General features: G+C 64.4%; 14 protein-coding genes. 12 read left to right on the plus strand and 2 right to left on the minus strand.

What is annotated here, in order from left to right; translation table 11 throughout:
* The first annotated feature begins 134 nt into the window (after positions 1–134).
* The 4 genes from PMI20_RS26225 to PMI20_RS26240 all read left to right on the plus strand — a co-directional run bounded on the left by PMI20_RS26225 (position 135) and on the right by PMI20_RS26240 (position 5,171).
* Positions 135–743 carry a biliverdin-producing heme oxygenase gene (locus PMI20_RS26225; RefSeq protein ID WP_007926298.1) on the plus strand — a complete coding sequence of 203 codons (609 nt, stop codon included), beginning with the start codon at positions 135–137 and terminating at the stop codon, positions 741–743.
* 136 nt (positions 744–879) lie between these two features.
* Positions 880–1,281 carry a YbaN family protein gene (locus PMI20_RS26230; RefSeq protein ID WP_007926296.1) on the plus strand — a complete coding sequence of 134 codons (402 nt, stop codon included), beginning with the start codon at positions 880–882 and terminating at the stop codon, positions 1,279–1,281.
* Positions 1,282–1,499: 218 nt separating this feature from the next.
* On the plus strand, positions 1,500–3,638 hold the full coding sequence (locus PMI20_RS26235; RefSeq protein ID WP_007926287.1) for a methyl-accepting chemotaxis protein: 2,139 nt from the start codon (positions 1,500–1,502) through the stop codon (positions 3,636–3,638).
* Positions 3,639–3,821: 183 nt separating this feature from the next.
* On the plus strand, positions 3,822–5,171 hold the full coding sequence (locus PMI20_RS26240) for a CoA transferase (protein ID WP_007926285.1): 1,350 nt from the start codon (positions 3,822–3,824) through the stop codon (positions 5,169–5,171).
* A 179-nt stretch (positions 5,172–5,350) separates the two neighbouring features.
* Here PMI20_RS26240 and PMI20_RS26245 read toward each other — a convergent pair whose 3' ends face one another.
* Both PMI20_RS26245 and arcD (PMI20_RS26250) read right to left on the minus strand, forming a co-directional pair.
* Positions 5,351–6,208: a DNA-3-methyladenine glycosylase family protein gene (locus tag PMI20_RS26245; protein ID WP_007926278.1), complete on the minus strand. Its 858-nt coding sequence runs from the start codon at positions 6,206–6,208 to the stop codon at positions 5,351–5,353.
* Entirely contained in the window at positions 6,205–7,632 is a 1,428-nt protein-coding gene (gene arcD / locus PMI20_RS26250; RefSeq protein ID WP_007926275.1) for an arginine-ornithine antiporter, read from the minus strand. The genes PMI20_RS26245 and arcD (PMI20_RS26250) overlap by 4 nt, the downstream gene beginning before the upstream one ends.
* 448 nt (positions 7,633–8,080) lie before the next feature.
* Between arcD (PMI20_RS26250) and arcD (PMI20_RS26255) the strand changes: the two genes are divergently transcribed.
* The 8 genes from arcD (PMI20_RS26255) to gcvP all read left to right on the plus strand — a co-directional run bounded on the left by arcD (PMI20_RS26255) (position 8,081) and on the right by gcvP (position 18,811).
* Positions 8,081–9,508 (plus strand): arginine-ornithine antiporter, encoded by a 1,428-nt coding sequence (gene arcD / locus PMI20_RS26255; protein WP_007926272.1) that lies wholly within the window; start codon positions 8,081–8,083, stop codon positions 9,506–9,508.
* A gap of 36 nt (positions 9,509–9,544) precedes the next feature.
* Complete coding sequence (gene arcA, locus PMI20_RS26260; RefSeq protein WP_007926270.1) at positions 9,545–10,801, plus strand: arginine deiminase; 1,257 nt, start codon at positions 9,545–9,547, stop codon at positions 10,799–10,801.
* 68 nt (positions 10,802–10,869) lie between these two features.
* On the plus strand, positions 10,870–11,880 hold the full coding sequence (locus tag PMI20_RS26265; protein ID WP_007926269.1) for an ornithine carbamoyltransferase: 1,011 nt from the start codon (positions 10,870–10,872) through the stop codon (positions 11,878–11,880).
* 145 nt (positions 11,881–12,025) lie between these two features.
* Positions 12,026–12,955 (plus strand): carbamate kinase, encoded by a 930-nt coding sequence (gene arcC / locus PMI20_RS26270; RefSeq protein WP_007926268.1) that lies wholly within the window; start codon positions 12,026–12,028, stop codon positions 12,953–12,955.
* Positions 12,956–13,018: 63 nt separating this feature from the next.
* Positions 13,019–13,381, plus strand: coding sequence for a DUF5064 family protein (locus PMI20_RS26275; protein ID WP_007926267.1), 363 nt, complete (start codon positions 13,019–13,021; stop codon positions 13,379–13,381).
* Positions 13,382–13,616: 235 nt separating this feature from the next.
* Positions 13,617–15,125 carry a transcriptional regulator GcsR gene (gcsR, locus tag PMI20_RS26280; RefSeq protein ID WP_007926266.1) on the plus strand — a complete coding sequence of 503 codons (1,509 nt, stop codon included), beginning with the start codon at positions 13,617–13,619 and terminating at the stop codon, positions 15,123–15,125.
* Positions 15,126–15,559: 434 nt separating this feature from the next.
* Complete coding sequence (gcvH, locus tag PMI20_RS26285; RefSeq protein ID WP_007931060.1) at positions 15,560–15,943, plus strand: glycine cleavage system protein GcvH; 384 nt, start codon at positions 15,560–15,562, stop codon at positions 15,941–15,943.
* Between the two features lie 9 nt (positions 15,944–15,952).
* Positions 15,953–18,811 carry an aminomethyl-transferring glycine dehydrogenase gene (gene gcvP / locus PMI20_RS26290; protein WP_007931062.1) on the plus strand — a complete coding sequence of 953 codons (2,859 nt, stop codon included), beginning with the start codon at positions 15,953–15,955 and terminating at the stop codon, positions 18,809–18,811.
* Positions 18,812–18,887 lie beyond the last annotated feature (76 nt).

Here is an 18,887-nt window from a genome sequence, read left to right on the forward strand (position 1 = left end):
CGCTTTTCGATGGGGCGCAGTGAGGATTTTTTACTGTGCCGCGTCTACTTGTTCGTCTAGTTAGCAAGTGCTTCTCATTTCAAGCCGCTCTTATTTTTAAGCAGCTCTCATTTCCATTGACCAAGGACATCGTCATGACCACCCAGGATTCCCCACAGCGCCCGAGCCTGCGCTCCCAGCGCCTGAACCAGATCACCCACGAACCCCATGCCAGGCTCGACGCCCTGGTCAAGGCCCACGCGCCATTCGAAAGCGCCAGCAGCTTTGCCCGTTTCGTCGTCGCCCAGTACCTGTTCCAGTCCGAACTGGTCGCCCTGTACAACGACCCCGCGCTGATCGCCATCGTCCCGGACCTGGCAGAACGTTGCCGCGCCGAAGCGGCCAAGGCCGACCTGGCGGACCTGGACACCGAAGTCCCGGCCCCGGTGGCGGGCGCGGTGCAGAACCCGAGCAAGGCCGAGGCCCTGGGCTGGCTGTTCGTCTCCGAGGGCTCCAAGCTCGGCGCGGCGTTCCTGATCAAGCGCGCGGTGGGCCTGGGCCTCGGCGAAACCTTCGGTGCCCGGCACCTGGGCGAGCCGGCCGGCGGTCGCGCCGAAGGCTGGAAAACCTTCACCCGCACCCTCGATGGCCTGGCGTTCAGTGCCGAAGAGGAAGCCGCGGCGGAAAAAGGCGCGCTGGATGCCTTCAACCGCTTTACCGTGCTGCTGGAAAAGGCCTACGACACGGCGCCTGAACTGGCCTGATTTTTTCGCCGGCACCCTCGTTCCTGTATTGAAGGCGTAGACTCACGCCCGCTGCAGGAACGAACCCGCTGGCGTCAGCCGTTATTCCCACCTTTTGTGGATTGAGCCCCATGCTCGTCACCTCATCATCGAACCCATGACCGGCACAACCCGATCCCCGTCCAAGGCCTCCCGCCTGTTCTTCGGCTGCCTGGCTTACATCAGCCTGGCCATCGGCCTGATCGCCATCGTCGTCCCCGGCCTGCCGACCACCGAGTTCGTGCTCCTCGCCGCCTGGGCCGCGACCAAGAGCTCGCCACGCCTGAGCGCCTGGATGGAAAACCATCGCCTGTTCGGCCCCATCCTGAGCAACTGGCGCAACGGCCGGATCGTCAGCCGCCGGGCCAAGGTCAGCGCCACCGTCAGCATGCTGCTGTGCGCCGGCCTGATGCTGAGCCTGCTCAACCATCACTGGACCCTGTACCTGGCACTGGCCGGCATGGGCCTGGGCAACCTGTGGATCTGGTCGCGCCCGGAGGCTCTGGCCCAGGCCTCTTGATTCCTCTGCAAGAGCAGCCGGTCGACGTTCGGCTGCTCGCGACATGCCCTCCAGCGAAATCGCCCTGCTCCTCGTTTATGTCAAACACATGACCGCTCGTCGGCTTTTTCTCAGACAAATGCCGCCCAAGCCGATGTTCCGGGCATGGCGCTGAATGGACTTGGCGACCGGAGTCATCCGACTCACCGCTCCCCCCTATCCATTCGCGAGATCGCCCCATGTTCGACTCTCTGTCCATTCGCCTGAAAATCGTGCTGTTGTCCGGACTCTGCCTGCTCGGCGTGGTGGGCCTGATCGTCGGGATGAACATCTACCAGACCAACCAGAACGATCAATTGGTCAGCAGCTCCAGCTCGCGAATGCTCACCGACAGCGTGCAGAACCTGCTGCAGGCCAGGGCTGCGGAGCAGGCGGTGCGGGTACAGAAAACCTTTGGCGAGAGCCTGCTGGTGATCACCGCCCTGGCCGACCAGATCAACGACCTGCGGGCCATGGCCGGCAAGCGTTCGCTGGACGCCGCGGCGCTGCGTGAAGAGCTCAACCACAGCCTGAAAACCGCATTCGAACGCAACACCAAGGTGCTGGGCATCTGGCTCGCCTATGAGCCCAACGCCCTCGACGGCAAGGACAGCGAGTTCGCCAACGACGCCGGCCACGCCTCCAACGAAGCCGGGCGCTTCGCCAGTTACTGGAGCCGTGCCGGCGGCACCGGGCTGAACACGGTGATGGTCGAAGAGGACATGAACAAGACCACCCTGAGCGTCAGCGGCACCCCCTACAACAGCTGGTACACCTGCCCGCGCGACAGCAAGCGCACCTGCTTGCTGGACCCGTACGCCGATACCGTGGGCGGCAAGCTGATGCTGATGACCACCATTTCCCTGCCGCTGATCGTCGACGGCAAAGTCATAGGCGTAGTCGGCGTGGACATCGCCCTGGATGCCCTGCAGGCCGCGGCCGCCGACTCCCAGCGCGGGCTGTTCGACGGGGCCGGGCACATGTTGATCGTCGCCGGCAGCGGCATCCTCGCGGCCTACAGCAACGATACGGCCAAGGTCGGCAAAGGCATCGCCGACACCCTTGGCGCCGAAGGCAGGGATGTGCTGCAACTGCTGGCCGGCAATACCCCGAAAATCCTCAAGCAGGGCGACCTGATCCGCGCCGTGTATCCGGTCAGCCCGATCGCCGACGCCCGTCCCTGGGGCGTGGTGATTGACCTGCCGGAGCAAGTGCTGCTGGCCGACACCGTGAAACTCCAGGGCGTGCTCGACGACGCCCAGGCCCAGGGCACCCTGGTGTCGCTGCTGGTGGCGGCGGTCGCCGGCGTGATCGGCCTGCTGCTGATCTGGCTGACCGCCTCCGGCGTGACCCGGCCAATCAACAGCGTCGCGCAGATGCTCAAGGAAATCGCCAGCGGCGACGGCGACCTGACCCAGCGCCTGAAGTACAGCAAGCAAGACGAACTGGGCGAGCTGGTGGGCTGGTTCAACCGCTTCCTCGACAAGCTGCAACCGACCATCGCGCAGATCAAGCAGAGCATCACCGACGCCCGCGGCACCGCCGACCAGTCCTCGGAGATCGCCCGCCAGACCAGCGAAGGCATGCAGGTGCAGTTCCGCGAAATAGACCAGGTGGCCACCGCTTCCAACGAAATGAGCGCCACCGCCCACGATGTCGCCAACAGTGCCTCGAACGCCGCCAACGCCGCCCGTGGCGCCGACCAGTCGGCCAGGGACGGCATGACCATCATCGAACGCAGCACCCGCGATATCAGCACCCTGGCCGAGGAAGTCAGCAAGGCGGTGGTCGAGGTCGAGGCCCTGGCGGTCAACAGCGAACAAATCGGCTCGGTGCTGGAAGTGATCCGCAGCATTGCCGAACAGACCAACCTGCTGGCCCTCAACGCCGCCATCGAAGCGGCGCGCGCCGGGGAAAGCGGCCGCGGCTTCGCGGTGGTCGCCGACGAGGTGCGCAACCTGGCCAAGCGCACCCAGGATTCGGTGGAAGAAATCCGCCTGGTGATCGAGCGCATCCAGAGCGGCACCCGGGGCGTGGTGGCGACCATGCATTCGAGCCAGGCCCAGGCCCAGAGCAACGCCGGGCAGATCCAGCAAGCGGTGCAGGCCCTGGGCAAGATCAGCGACGCGGTCACGGTGATCAGCGACATGAACCTGCAGATCGCCAGCGCCGCCGAACAGCAGAGCGCGGTGGCCGAAGAGGTCAACCGCAACGTTTCAGCGATCCGCAGCGTGACCGAATCCCTCACCGAGCAGGCCACCGAATCGGCCCAGGTCAGCAGCCAGCTCAACGCCCTGACCACCCAGCAGATGAAGCTGATGGACCAGTTCCGCGTTTGACCTTGCCCCTGATTCTGTAGGAGCGAAGCTTGCTCGCGATGGTCGCCAACGATGACGCGCACTCACTGGCTCAACGTGGCGCTCTCCGGTTCATCGCGAGCAAGCTTCGCTCCTACGGGGCGGGGGGCTGCGGCGCTTCACTTTTTTGATCTATGCTGCCCCCTCTCTTGCGGAGGGCCTGCAATGACCGATGTGCTGTCGTCTGTTCAAGCCGCGCTGGGCTTGCCTCTTACCCCGATTGCCTTGACCTCGGGCGGCGCCCTGCCCTCGGCCTTCGCCGTGACCGAACTGGCCAGCGCCAGCATCGCCGCGGCTGGCCAGGCGGCGGCCGGGCTGTTGTTCAGCCAGACCGGGCGCATGCCCACCCTGAGCGTCGACCGACGCCTGGCCTCCTTCTGGTTCGCCACCTCCCTGCGTCCGCTGGGCTGGAGCGTGCCGCCGCTGTGGGACCCGGTCGCCGGCGACTACGCCACCCAGGACGGCTGGATTCGCCTGCACACCAACGCGCCCCATCATCGCCAGGCGGCCGAACAGGTACTCGGCCGGGTCGCGGACCGTCCGGCCATGGCCGCCAAGGTTGCGCAGTGGAACAAGAGCGACCTGGAGCAGGCGGTGGTCGAGGCAGGCGGCTGTGCTGCGGAAATGCGCAGCTGGGCCGAGTGGCAAGCCCATCCCCAGGGACAGGCCGTGAATGCCGAGCCCCTGGTGCATTACGTGAAGCAAGGTGCAGACGCCGCGCAGCCCTGGCGCGGATCACTGTCACGCCCCCTGGCCGGGATCAAGGTGCTGGACCTGACCCGGGTACTGGCCGGTCCCATCGCCAGCCGCTTTCTGGCCGGGCTGGGCGCCGATGTGCTGCGCATCGACCCACCGGAGTGGAACGAGCCCGGCGTGGTCCCGGAAGTCACCCTGGGCAAACGCTGCGCCCGCCTGAATCTGCACGACGCCGCCGATCGCCAGGTCTTCGAAAGCCTGTTGGGGGAAGCCGATCTGCTGCTGCACGGCTACCGCGCCGATGCCCTGGAACGCCTCGGCTACGGGGCCGCCGAACGCCAGCGCCTCGCCCCGGGGTTGATCGACGTGTGCCTGAACGCCTATGGCTGGAGCGGCCCCTGGCAGAACCGCCGTGGCTTCGACAGCCTGGTGCAGATGAGCAGCGGCATTGCCGAGGCCGGCCAGCGCTGGCAGCAGGCCGATAAACCCGTACCGCTGCCGGTGCAGGCCCTGGACCACGCCACCGGCTACCTGATGGCCGCCGCCGCGATCCGCACCCTGAACGAACGACTGAAAACCGGGGCCGTCGGCAGCGCACGGTTGTCGCTGGCACGGACCGCCAAGCTGTTGATCGAGCGCCCCCCTGGCAACGCCGAGCCCGCCTTGCGCACCGAAGACCAGGACGATCAGGGGTTGCTGGTGGAGCAGACCTCCTGGGGCCCGGCCCATCGCCTGCAAGTACCCTTGCAGATCAGCGGCACGCCCCTGCAATGGGCCTACCCCGCCAGCGACCTGGGCGCGCATCGCCCAAAATGGTGAGCCCTGTGGCGCGTAACCCTGTAGCCGCTGCCGAGCAACGCGAGGCTGCGATCGGCCGCAAAGCGGACGTAAATCAGGCCGCGCGTTACGTCATTCATACCGCGTGCGCAGGGTTGGCGAGGACTGCGTCCTCGAGCGCAGCCTCGCAGGCTCGGCAGCGGCTACAGGTGCTGGGGAGATTACAAAGCCGTCCACAAATGCTGCGCCGCGTAACCGCGCCATGGCCGCCAGGCCTCGGCGCGGGCCAGCAACTGGCTGGCGCTGACCGGTCCGCCTTCGAGCGCCGCCAGGGCGTTGAGCAGGCCCACGTCCGCCGCGGGAAAGGCGTCCGCTTCACGGAACTGGCGCAGGGCCACGTAATGCGCGGTCCAGTCGCCGACACCCCACAGCGCCCGCAAGGCCGACAGGCTGTGTTCGAGGCTGGCCTTGGGGGCAAACAGCTGCGGATCGTCGAGCAGCGCCTGCGCCACGCCGGACAGGGTTCGGCCCCGACTGCGCGGCATGCCCAGGCTCGCCAGATCGGCGCTCGCCATCCGCCCCGGCTCGGGGAACACATGGCTCAACCCCGCTGGCGCCTCCCTGCAGCTCAATGGCTGGCCATACTGCGCCACCAGTTTGCCCGCCAGGCGGATGGCCGCCACCACCGTGATCTGCTGCCCCAGCACCGCGCGCACCGCCAGCTCGAAACCGTCCCAGGCACCGGGTACGCGCAGCCCCGGCCGCGAGGCGATCAAGCGAGCCATCAACGCATCGGCGGACAGTTGCCGGTGAATCGGCGCCAGATCGGTATCCAGGTCCAGCAGGCGGCGGATGCGCGCAGCGATCCGCGCGTGGGCCTGCGGATCGGGAAAGTGCAGGGTCAGCGCCAGCGCATCGCTGTCGCCCGGGCTCACACTGAACCAGCCGTGTACGCCATCGAGGCTGATGCTGCGCGAGTAGCGGTCGCCACTGACAGTCTCCAACCCCTCGATGGCCCGCGCCCGGAGAAAGGCCAGCATCGCCGGCCAGTCATAGGGCGGCTGGTAAACCAGCCTCACAGCGACAGCACACCGCTGTACAGGCCATAGGCGGCCAGGCTGGCCCCGGCGACCACGCAAGCGAAAATGCCCTTCTCGATACCGGTGAACAACGGCTCGCCCTGCTCGCGCTTGGCCTTGGCGAACAGGATCACCCCGGGGGCATACAGCAGGGCCGACAGCAGCAGGTACTTGACCCCACCGGCGTACAACAGCCAGACCGCGTAACACAGGGCCACGCCACCGATGCACAGGTCTTTCATGCGCTCGGCCGAGGCCCGCTCGTAGGTTTCGCCGCGGCCGCTGAGCAACACCGCATAGGCCGCCGACCACAGGTAAGGCACCAGGATCATCGACGACGCGAGGTAGATCAGGCTGGTGTAGGTCCCGGCGGAGAACAGGGTAATCAGCAGGAACACCTGGATCATGCTGTTGGTCAGCCACAGGGCGTTGACCGGCACATGGTTGGCGTTTTCCTTTTTCAGGAAGGCCGGCATGGTCCGGTCGCGGGCCGTGGCGAACAGGATCTCGGCACACAGCAGCGCCCACGACAACAAGGCACCGAGCAGGGAAACCGCCAGGCCGACGCTGATCAGCAACGCGCCCCAGGGACCGACGATGTGCTCCAGCACCGCCGCCAGCGACGGGTTCTGCAAGGTCGCCAGTTCCGGCTGGCTCATGATCCCCAGGGACAGCACGTTGACCAGCACCAGCAGGGCCAGCACGCCGATAAAGCCGATCACCGTGGCCCGGCCGACGTCCGCACGCTTCTCGGCCCGGGCCGAATAGACGCTGGCGCCTTCGATGCCGATGAACACGAAGACCGTGACCAGCATCATGTTGCGCACCTGGTCCATCACCCCGCCAAAGTTCGGGTTGCCACGGCCCCAGATGTCGCGGGTGAAGATGTCCGCCTTGAACGCCACCGCGGCAATCACGATGAACATCACCAGCGGCACGATCTTGGCCACGGTGGTCAGCAGGTTGATGAACGCCGCTTCCTTGATCCCGCGCAGCACCAGAAAGTGCACCGCCCACAGCAGGACCGAAGCGCAGGCGATCGCCACCGGGGTGTTGCCCTGGCCAAACACCGGGAAGAAATAACCCAGGGTGCTGAACAGCAGCACGAAGTAGCCGACGTTGCCCAGCCAGGCACTGATCCAGTAGCCCCAGGCCGAAGAAAAGCCCATGTAGTCGCCAAACCCGGCCTTGGCGTAGGCGTACACCCCAGAGTCGAGTTCAGGCTTGCGGTTGGCCAGGGTCTGGAACACGAAGGCCAGGGTCAGCATGCCCACGGCGGTGATCGCCCAACCGATAAGGATCGCCCCGGCGTCGGCCCGGGCCGCCATGTTTTGTGGCAAGGAAAAGATCCCGCCGCCAATCATCGAACCCACCACCAGGGCGATCAAGGCGCCGAGTCGCAGTTTTTGTGTGGTTTGTGGCATGCCTACCTCTGCGTCCGGTCCAATTGTCCGACAACAAACTATATGAAATTAATTAACTTCCACAGATTGGAAACGGACTAAAAGAGTCAATTATTGATCTTTTTTGGATCAATCGACATGACGAGGATCAGAACATATTGAATAGTTTGGCTTTTTATTATGCATAAAACCTAAATGCCATCAGCGCGCCGGGCAGCCTTATAACTTTTTAATGAGTTGCGCATTCTTGAAAGCGGGCTAGCTTCAACCTGGCGCCAATGAGAAGACCTTTCATCCGGAACCCGAGGCCTTATGGAGTGGCGCTTTCAGGCTTCCCACCGGTTTCCGCAAAGACAGCTTAAGTCGTTCATTCACAATGGAATGTAGCAATGACCTGATCTAAATCAGCTGTTCGGATTTCTCGCAGATTTACTCTGACGTCTCTCTTCTCCTGCAATGGAGTCACGCAATGTCTGACACTCCCGGAAAACTACGGCTTGGTGCGTTAGTCGCCTTGGTAGTCGGCTCGATGATTGGCGGCGGGATCTTTTCCTTGCCACAAAACATGGCGGCAAGTGCCGATGTAGGCGCCGTTCTTATTGGCTGGGCTATTACCGCTGTCGGTATGTTGACACTGGCTTTCGTGTTTCAAACCCTGGCCAACCGCAAGCCTGATCTGGACGGTGGTGTCTACGCCTATGCCAAGGCCGGTTTCGGCGATTACATGGGCTTTTCTTCGGCCTGGGGCTACTGGATCAGCGCCTGGCTGGGCAACGTGGGGTACTTCGTACTCTTGTTCAGCACCCTGGGCTACTTCTTCCCGCTATTTGGGGAGGGGAATACTCCGGCCGCGGTGATCGGCGCCTCGCTGCTGCTGTGGGCCGTGCACTTTCTGGTACTGCGCGGGATCAAGGAAGCGGCGTTCATCAACCTGGTGACCACGGTCGCCAAGGTGGTGCCGCTGCTGCTGTTCGTACTGATCGCCCTGTTCGCCTTCAAGCTGGACATCTTCACCGCGGACATCTGGGGCGTGAAGAACCCTGACCTGGGCAGCGTGATGAACCAGGTGCGCAACATGATGCTGGTCACCGTGTGGGTGTTCATCGGCATCGAAGGCGCGAGCATCTTCTCCGCCCGCGCGGAAAAACGCTCGGACGTGGGCAAGGCCACCGTGATCGGCTTCATCACCGTGCTGCTGTTCCTGGTGCTGGTGAACGTGCTGTCGCTGGGCATCATGACCCAGCCGGAGCTGGCGAAGCTGCAGAACCCGTCGATGGCGGCGGTGCTCGAGCATGTGGTCGGCCACTGGGGCGCGGTGTTGATCAGCGTCGGCCTGATCATCTCGCTGCTGGGGGCACTGCTGTCGTGGGTGCTGCTGTGCGCGGAGATCATGTTCGCCGCGGCCAAGGACCACACCATGCCGGAGTTCCTGCGCAAGGAGAACGCCAACCACGTGCCGGTCAACGCCCTGTGGCTGACCAATGCCATGGTGCAGATCTTCCTGGTCATCACCCTGTTCTCGGCCAGTACCTACCTGTCGCTGATCTACCTCGCCACCTCGATGATCCTGGTGCCCTACCTGTGGTCGGCGGCCTATGCCGTGCTGCTGGCGGTGCGCAGCGAAACCTACGAAGCGGCCCTGGCCGAACGCAAGAAAGACCTGCTGATCGGCTCCATCGCCCTGTTCTACGCGATCTGGCTGCTGTACGCCGGCGGGGTCAAGTACCTGCTGCTCTCCGCCCTGCTCTACGCCCCCGGCGCGATCCTGTTCGCCAAGGCCAAGCGGGAGTTGGGCAAACCGATTTTCACCAACGTCGAGAAGCTGATTTTCGCCGCAGTGGTCATAGGCGCCCTGTTGGCCGCCTACGGGCTCTACGACGGCTTCCTGACCCTGTAACCGCACGATTGTTTCTACCTCTGGAGGATCACGGTAATGACCACGGAAAAAGTTAAGTACGGCGTCCATTCCGAAGCCGGCAAACTGCGCAAAGTCATGGTTTGCTCCCCAGGCCTGGCCCATCAGCGGCTGACCCCGAACAACTGCGATGAACTGCTGTTCGATGATGTGATCTGGGTCAACCAGGCCAAGCGCGACCATTTCGACTTCGTCACCAAAATGCGCGAGCGTGGGATCGAAGTCCTGGAAATGCATAACCTGCTGACCGATACGGTGCACAACCCCGAAGCCCTGAAGTGGATTCTGGATCGCAAGATCACCCCCGACACCGTCGGTGTCGGCCTGACCAACGAAGTGCGCAGCTGGCTCGAAAGCCTGGAGCCACGCAAGCTGGCCGAATTCCTGATCGGCGGCGTGGCCGGCGAGGACCTGCCGGAAAGCGAAGGCGCCAGCGTGATCAAGATGTACCGCGACTACCTGGGCCACTCCAGCTTCTTGCTGCCGCCGCTGCCCAACACCCAGTTCACCCGCGACACCACCTGCTGGATCTACGGCGGCGTGACGCTCAACCCGATGTACTGGCCGGCCCGGCGCCAGGAAACCCTGCTGGCCAGCGCCATCTACAAATTCCACCCCGAGTTCGCCAACGCCGACTTCGAAGTCTGGTACGGCGACCCGGACAAGGATCACGGCCAGGCCACCCTCGAAGGCGGCGACGTCATGCCGATCGGCAATGGCGTGGTGCTGATCGGCATGGGCGAGCGGACCTCGCGCCAGGCCATCGGCCAGCTTGCGCAATCCCTGTTCGCCAAGGGCGCGGTGGAAAAAGTCGTGGTCGCCGGCCTGCCGAAATCCCGCGCGGCGATGCACCTGGACACCGTGTTCAGCTTCTGCGACCGCGACCTGGTCACGGTCTTCCCGGAAGTGGTCAAGGAAATCGTGCCGTTCGTCATCCGCCCCGACACCAGCAAGCCCTATGGCATGGACGTGCGACGGGAGAACAAATCGTTCATCGAGGTGGTGGCCGAGTCCCTGAACCTCAAGCAACTGCGCGTGGTGGAAACCGGCGGCAACAGCTTCGCCGCCGAACGCGAGCAGTGGGACGACGGCAACAACGTGGTGGCCCTGGAACCGGGCGTGGTCATCGGCTATGACCGCAACACCTACACCAACACCCTGCTGCGCAAGGCCGGCGTGGAAGTGATCACCATCAGCGCCAGCGAACTCGGCCGCGGCCGTGGCGGCGGCCACTGCATGACCTGCCCGATCGTGCGTGACCCGATCGATTACTAAACGACTTTCCCCCGGCCGCACCTCTGCGGTGCTGGCCGGGCCGATTACAGAATCCCTGGAGAATCATCATGGCGTTCAATATCCACAACCGTAACCTGCTCAGCCTCGAACACCACACCGAGCGCGAGCTGCGCTACCTGCTCGACCTGTCCCGCGACCTCAAGCGCGCCAAGTACACCGGCACCGAGCAGCAGCACCTCAAGGGCAACAACATCGCCCTGATCTTCGAGAAAACCTCGACCCGTACCCGCTGCGCCTTCGAGGTCGCCGCCTATGACCAGGGCGCCAACGTCACCTACATCGACCCGAACTCGTCGCAGATCGGCCACAAGGAAAGCATGAAGGACACCGCCCGCGTGCTCGGGCGCATGTACGACGCCATCGAGTACCGCGGCTTCAAGCAGGAAATCGTCGAAGAACTGGCGAAGTTCGCCGGCGTGCCGGTGTTCAACGGCCTGACCGACGAATACCACCCGACCCAGATGATCGCCGACGTGCTGACCATGCGTGAGCACGCCGACAAGCCGATCCACGACATCAGCTACGCCTACCTGGGCGATGCCCGCAACAACATGGGCAACTCCCTGCTGCTGGTGGGCGCCAAGCTCGGCATGGACGTGCGCATCTGCGCGCCAAAGGCCCTGTGGCCCCATGACGACCTGGTCAGCCGCTGCAAGCAGTACGCGCAAGAAAGCGGTGCCCGCATCACCCTGACCGAAGACCCGAAAGCCGCGGTCAAGGGCGTCGACTTCATCCACACCGACGTCTGGGTATCGATGGGCGAGCCGGTGGAAGCCTGGGCCGAACGTATCCAGCAACTGCTGCCGTACCAGGTCAACGCCGAGCTGATGAAGGCCACCGGCAACCCACGGACCAAGTTCATGCACTGCCTGCCGGCGTTCCACAACAGCGATACCAAGGTCGGCAAGCAGATCGCCGAGCAGTATCCGCACCTGGCCAACGGCATCGAAGTGACCGACGACGTGTTCGAGTCGCCGGCCTGCATCGCCTTCGAGCAAGCGGAAAACCGCATGCACACCATCAAGGCGATCCTGGTCTCGACCCTGGCCGACCTGTAACCCCGACGTCCGTGGCCGACCGCCTGGCGGTCGGCCCTCGACCTGTAGGCGCGAGGCTCGCCCGCGAAGGCGTCAAACCTGACACCCCACCATCGCAGGCAAGCCACGCGCCCACGGGATCACCGAATTCTGGAAGGAATGCATTATGCGTATCGTCGTCGCACTGGGCGGCAACGCCCTGCTCCGCCGGGGCGAACCCATGACCGCGGACAATCAACGCGCCAATATCCGCATCGCCACCGAACAAATTGCCAAGATCCATCCCGGCAACCAGCTGGTGATCGCCCACGGCAATGGTCCGCAGGTCGGCCTGCTGTCGCTGCAGGCAGCGGCCTACACCTCGGTGTCGCCTTACCCGCTGGACGTGCTCGGCGCCGAAACCGAAGGCATGATCGGCTACATCATCGAACAGGAACTGGGCAACCTGCTGGATTTCGAAGTGCCCTTCGCCACCCTGCTGACCCAGGTCGAGGTCGATGCCAAGGACCCGGCGTTCCAGAACCCGAGCAAGCCCATCGGCCCGGTCTACAGCAAGGACGAAGCAGAAAAACTGGCCAAGGAAAAAGGCTGGGCCATCGCCCCCGATGGCGACAAGTACCGCCGCGTGGTGGCCAGTCCGAAACCCAAGCGCATCTTTGAAATCCGCCCGATCAAATGGCTGCTGGAAAAGAGCAGCATCGTGATCTGCGCCGGCGGTGGCGGCATTCCAACCATGTACGGTGAGGATGGCAAGCTCCGGGGCATCGAGGCGGTGATCGACAAGGACCTGTGCTCGGCACTGCTGGCCGAACAGCTGGAGGCCGATCTGCTGGTGATCGCCACCGACGTCAACGCGGCCTTTATCGACTGGGGCAAGCCGTCGCAGAAAGCCATTGCCCAGGCGCACCCGGACGAAATGGAAAAGCTCGGCTTCGCCGCCGGCTCCATGGGACCGAAGGTCCAGGCGGCCTGCGAGTTCGCCCGCCATACTGGAAAAGTCGCGGTGATCGGTTCACTCTCGGACATCGAAGCGATCGTCCAGGGCAAGGCCGGTACGCGCATCAGCACGGCCCAGCCGGGCATCACTTACCGATAAGAGCAACTCAGGGTGCAGGCCGCTGGCCTGCACCGCTCCCCATGCCTTGTAAAGGAGAGAGCCATGGCCCAGTTCGAACCCGGTCATTTACACATCGAGCGACACGCACTGACCAAGGACGATGTCAGCTACAACATCTGTATCGACTATGAAGTCGCGCAGGACCCCAAGGAAGGCAAAGGGATGCAGTTCAAGATGCATGGAACGATTCAGGGCAAGGAGCTCGATGAACCGTTCTTTCTGCCCAAGGATCAGGCTTACAACTTCGCCAGCAACGTGACGAAAATCGCCGAGAAGTATGGGATTCCCAAGGCACTGAGCAGCATCGGCTCGCTGCACAAATATTACGACGCGATGTTTGAGGATGTGCGGGTGCAGTTGAATATGAAATCCGGGGATCCAATCAACCCCGAACACCTCGAGTAACCCCAGCCCGTGGGTCGCGGGCTTCCCCTGCCCGCTTAACCTGTAGGAGCGAGGCTTGCCCGCGATGAACTCAAGGACGCCGCGGCGTATCAGGCCAGGCTTCCCGCGTCATCGTTGAGGCTATCGCGAGCAAGCTTCGCTCCTACAGAAGCCCGTGGCCACGGCGAATTTCACCAAACAGCGTCCGCCAAGGCATACTTGCCACCCTCCGTTTTCCAGAACCCTTGACCGCCCCATGCGCATCCACGTCAGCTTTATCGACCGCGTCGGTATCACCCAGGAAGTCCTGGCCCTGCTCGGTGGGCGCAACCTCAACCTGGATGCGGTGGAGATGGTGCCGCCCAACGTCTACATCGACGCCCCGACCCTCAGCCCGCAAGTGCTGGAAGAGCTGCGCGACGCGCTGTTCAGCGTGCGCGGCGTGCAGGCGGTGACGGTGGTCGACATCCTGCCCGGCCAGCGCCGCCACCTGCAGTTGGACGCCCTGCTGGCGGCGATGACCGACCCGGTGCTGGCCCTGGACAGCGCCGGCAAGGTGCTGCTGGCCAACCCGGCGCTGATTGCCCTCTATGGCCGCGAGCCGGCCGGGGAAAGCGTGGCCGAGCTGTTCGACGACCCGGCGCTGCTGGAAACCTTGCTGGAACAGGGCTTTCGCTTGCCCCTGCGGGAAATCACTCTCAATGGCCAGACCCTGCTGCTGGACGCCACGCCGATCACCGACGCCGGCGCGCTGCTGACCCTGTATCAGCCCAATCGCATCGGCGAACGCCTGTCGGCCCTGCACCACGACCATGCCGAAGGCTTCGATGCGCTGCTCGGCGACTCCCCGGCCATCCGCACCCTCAAGGCCCGCGCCCAGCGCGTCGCCGCGCTGGATGCGCCGCTGCTGATCCAGGGCGAAACCGGTACCGGCAAGGAGCTGGTGGCGCGGGCCTGCCACGCCATCAGTACGCGGCACGGCGCGCCGTTTCTGGCGCTGAACTGCGCCGCCCTGCCGGAAAACCTCGCCGAGAGCGAGCTGTTCGGCTACGCCCCCGGCGCCTTCACCGGCGCCCAGCGCGGCGGCAAGCCGGGGCTGATGGAGCTGGCCAACCAGGGCACGGTGTTTCTCGACGAGATCGGCGAAATGTCGCCCTACTTGCAGGCCAAGCTGCTGCGTTTTCTCAACGACGGCAGCTTTCGCCGGGTGGGTGGCGACCGTGAGGTCAAGGTCAATGTGCGGATCCTCAGCGCCACCCATCGCGACCTGGAAAAGATGGTCGCCGAGGGCAGCTTTCGCGAAGACCTGTTCTATCGCCTCAACGTGCTGAATGTGGAAGTCCCGCCCCTGCGCGAGCGCGGCCAGGACATCCTGTTGCTGGCGCGCTACTTCATGCAGCAGGCCTGCGCGCAGATCCAGCGCCCGGTCTGCCGCCTGGCGCCCGGCACCTATCCGGCGCTGCTGGGCAACCGCTGGCCCGGCAACGTGCGCCAGTTGCAGAACGTGATCTTCCGCGCGGCGGCGATCTGCGAAAGCAGCCTGGTGGACATCGGCGACCTGGATATCGCCGGCACCTCGGTGGCGCGCCAGAACGACACCGAAGTCGAAAGCCTGGAACAGGCCGTCGAGGAGTTCGAGAAGGCACTGCTCGAAGGCCTCTACGTCAACTACCCCTCGACTCGCCAGTTGGCCAGCCGCCTGCAGACCTCCCACACCGCCATCGCCCATCGCCTGCGCAAATACGGTATCCCCAGCAAGCCCTGAGCCGCCGCGGCTTTTGATGTTGTAGCCGCTGCCGCAGGCTGCGATCGCTCCCGCAGGGAGCGCAAGCTCTCAAGATCGCCGAAGGCCTTCGGCCTTATCGCAGCCTGCGGCAACGGCTACAGGTGGTGTAGTCGCATCTGAAAGCGACCTCCACCTGTACTGAAAGCGCTACAGCGGAACGATATCGCTACAACCAGTTGTAATCGGCGCTACGCAAGGCTTTGATCCCCATAGGCTTTTCCCTGACCCTCCAGCTGTAGCGTTTTCGCTACAGTCGTTAGCTTCCGGCCATCACCAAAAACTCATAACTCATTGATTAATAACAATTAAAAAACATTGGCCGCATTTTTGCTAAGGGCTTATCCATTCCGCTCGGCCCTGCACGAGCATTCAATCGCGTCCACCAGACGAATCTGGCCCCTTGAGGAGTTTCCATGAGCGAGTTGCGTTTTACTGAAGATCACGAATGGCTGCGTACCGAAGCCGATGGCAGCGTTACCGTCGGCATCACGGCTTTCGCGCAAAACGCCCTGGGCGATGTGGTATTCGTGCAATTGCCGGAACTGCAGGCCTACGACAAGGGCGCCGAAGCTGCCACCGTGGAATCGGTAAAAGCCGCCAGCGGCGTGTACATGCCCCTGGACGGGGAAGTGGTGGAAACCAACCCGGCCCTGGAAACCAGCCCCGAGTTGGTCAACGAAGACCCGCTGGGCGAAGGCTGGTTCTTCCGCTTCATTCCCGCGGACGCCGCCGCTGTCGGCCAACTGCTGGATCAGGACGCCTACGACCGCCTGATCAAAGCCAACGCCGACGCCTGAGGAACCGCCATGACTCAAGTCAACCTGAGCACCGCCAACGAATTCATCGCGCGCCACATCGGCCCGCGCCAAGGCGACGAGCAAGCCATGCTCAACAGCCTGGGCTTCGACTCCCTGGAAGCCCTGAGCGCCAGCGTGATCCCCGACAGCATCAAGGGCACCAGCGTCCTCGACCTGCCCGCCGGGCAGAGCGAAGCCGACGCACTGGCCTCGATCAAGGCCATCGCCGCCAAGAACCAGCTGTTCAAGACCTACATCGGCCAGGGCTACTACAACTGCCACACGCCGTCGCCGATCCTGCGCAACCTCCTGGAAAACCCGGCCTGGTACACCGCCTACACCCCGTACCAGCCGGAAATTTCCCAGGGCCGCCTGGAAGCGCTGCTGAACTTCCAGACCCTGATCAGCGACCTCACCGGCCTGCCGATCGCCAACGCCTCCCTGCTCGACGAAGCCACCGCCGCCGCCGAAGCCATGACCTTCTGCAAGCGCCTGAGCAAGAACAAGGGCAGCCACGCCTTCTTCGCTTCCAGCCATTGCCACCCGCAGACCCTCGACGTGCTGCGCACCCGTGCCGAGCCGCTGGGCATCGACGTGGTGGTCGGCGACGAGCGCAAGCTGACCGACGTCAGCCCGTTCTTCGGCGCCCTGCTGCAATACCCGGCGAGCAACGGCGACCTGTTCGACTACCGCGAACTGACCGAGCGCTTCCACGCCGCCAACGGCCTGGTGGCGGTCGCCGCCGACCTGCTGGCGCTGACCGTGCTGACCCCACCAGGTGAATTCGGCGCCGACGTGGCCATCGGCAGCGCCCAGCGCTTCGGTGTGCCGCTGGGCTTCGGTGGCCCGCATGCGGCCTACTTCTCCACCAAGGACGCGTTCAAGCGCGACATGCCGGGCCGTCTGGTCGGGGTATCCGTGGACCGTTTCGGCAAGCCGGCGCTGCGCCTGGCCATGCAGACCCGCGAGCAACATATCCGTCGCGAGAAAGCCACCAGCAACATCTGCACCGCCCAGGTGCTGCTGGCCAACATCGCCAGCATGTACGCCGTGTACCACGGCCCTCAAGGCCTGAGCCGGATTGCCCGGCGCATCCACCAGCTGACCGCGATCCTGGCCCAGGGCCTGAGCAAGCTGGGGATCAAGGTCGAGCAGGAAAACTTCTTCGACACCCTGACCCTGCACACCGGCGCGCGCACCGCGGCGCTGCACGACAAGGCCCGCGCCCAGCGCCTCAACCTGCGGGTGATCGACACCGAACGCCTGGGTCTGTCGCTGGACGAAACCACCGGCCAGGCCGATGTACAAGCGCTGTGGAGCCTGCTGGCCGACGGTCAGGCGCTGCCGGACTTCGCCGCGCTGGCCAGCACGGTACAGAGCCGTATCCCGGCGCCGCTGGTGCGTCAGTCGGCGATCCTCAGCCACCCGGTGTTCAACCGCTATCACTCGGAAACCGAGCTGATGCGCTACCTGCGCAAGCTGGCCGACAAGGACCTGGCCCTGGACCGCACCATGATCCCGCTGGGCTCGTGCACCATGAAGCTCAACGCCGCCAGCGAAATGATCCCGATCACCTGGGCCGAATTCGGCGCCCTGCACCCGTTCGCCCCGGCCGAGCAAAGCGCCGGCTACCAGCAACTGACCAGCGAACTGGAAGCCATGCTCTGCGCCGCCACCGGCTACGACGCGGTGTCCCTGCAGCCGAACGCCGGCTCCCAGGGCGAATACGCGGGCCTGCTGGCCATTCGTGCCTATCACCAGAGCCGTGGCGACGACCGTCGCGACATCTGCCTGATCCCTTCGTCCGCCCACGGCACCAACCCGGCCACCGCCAACATGGCCGGCATGCGCGTGGTGGTCACCGCCTGCGACGCCCGTGGCAACGTCGATATCGAAGACCTGCGGGCCAAGGCCATCGAGCACCGCGAGCACCTCGCGGCGCTGATGATCACCTACCCGTCGACCCACGGCGTGTTCGAGGAAGGCATCCGCGAAATCTGCGGCATCATCCATGACAACGGCGGCCAGGTGTACATCGACGGCGCCAACATGAACGCCATGGTCGGCCTCTGCGCCCCGGGCAAGTTCGGCGGCGACGTGTCGCACCTGAACCTGCACAAGACCTTCTGCATTCCCCACGGCGGTGGCGGCCCGGGCGTCGGCCCGATCGGCGTCAAGTCGCACCTGGCGCCGTTCCTGCCTGGCCACGCGGCCATGGAACGCAAGGAAGGCGCGGTCTGCGCCGCGCCGTTCGGCAGCGCGAGCATCCTGCCGATCACCTGGATGTACATCCGCATGATGGGCGGCGAAGGCCTCAAGCGTGCCTCGCAGCTGGCGATCCTCAATGCCAACTACATCTCCCGTCGCCTGGAAGAACACTACCCAGTGCTCTACACCGGCAGCAACGGCCTGGTGGCCCACGAGTGCATCCTCGACCTGCGCCCGCTCAAGGACAGCAGCGGCATCAGCGTCGACGACGTCGCCAAGCGCCTGATCGACTTCGGCTTCCACGCCCCGACCATGTCGTTCCCGGTGGCAGGCACCCTGATGATCGAGCCGACCGAAAGCGAATCCAAGGAAGAACTGGACCGTTTCTGCGACGCCATGATCCGCATCCGCGAAGAAATCCGCGCGGTGGAAAACGGCAGCCTGGACAAGGACGACAACCCGCTGAAAAACGCCCCGCACACCGCAGCGGAAATCGTTGGCGAGTGGTCGCACCCCTACAGCCGTGAACAGGCGGTGTATCCCGTGGCCTCGCTGATCGAAGGCAAGTACTGGCCTCCGGTCGGCCGCGTCGACAACGTGTTCGGCGACCGCAACCTGGTGTGCGCCTGCCCGTCGATCGAAAGCTATCAGGACGCCTAAGACGGCATCGCCGTCCATCGCGGGCAAGCCTCGCTCCTACGGTTTCTGCGTATACCTGTAGGAGCGAGGCGGCTGG

Origin of the sequence: Pseudomonas sp. GM17 (genome assembly GCF_000282175.2) — a bacterium.
In the GTDB taxonomy this organism is placed as follows: domain Bacteria; phylum Pseudomonadota; class Gammaproteobacteria; order Pseudomonadales; family Pseudomonadaceae; genus Aquipseudomonas; species Aquipseudomonas chlororaphis.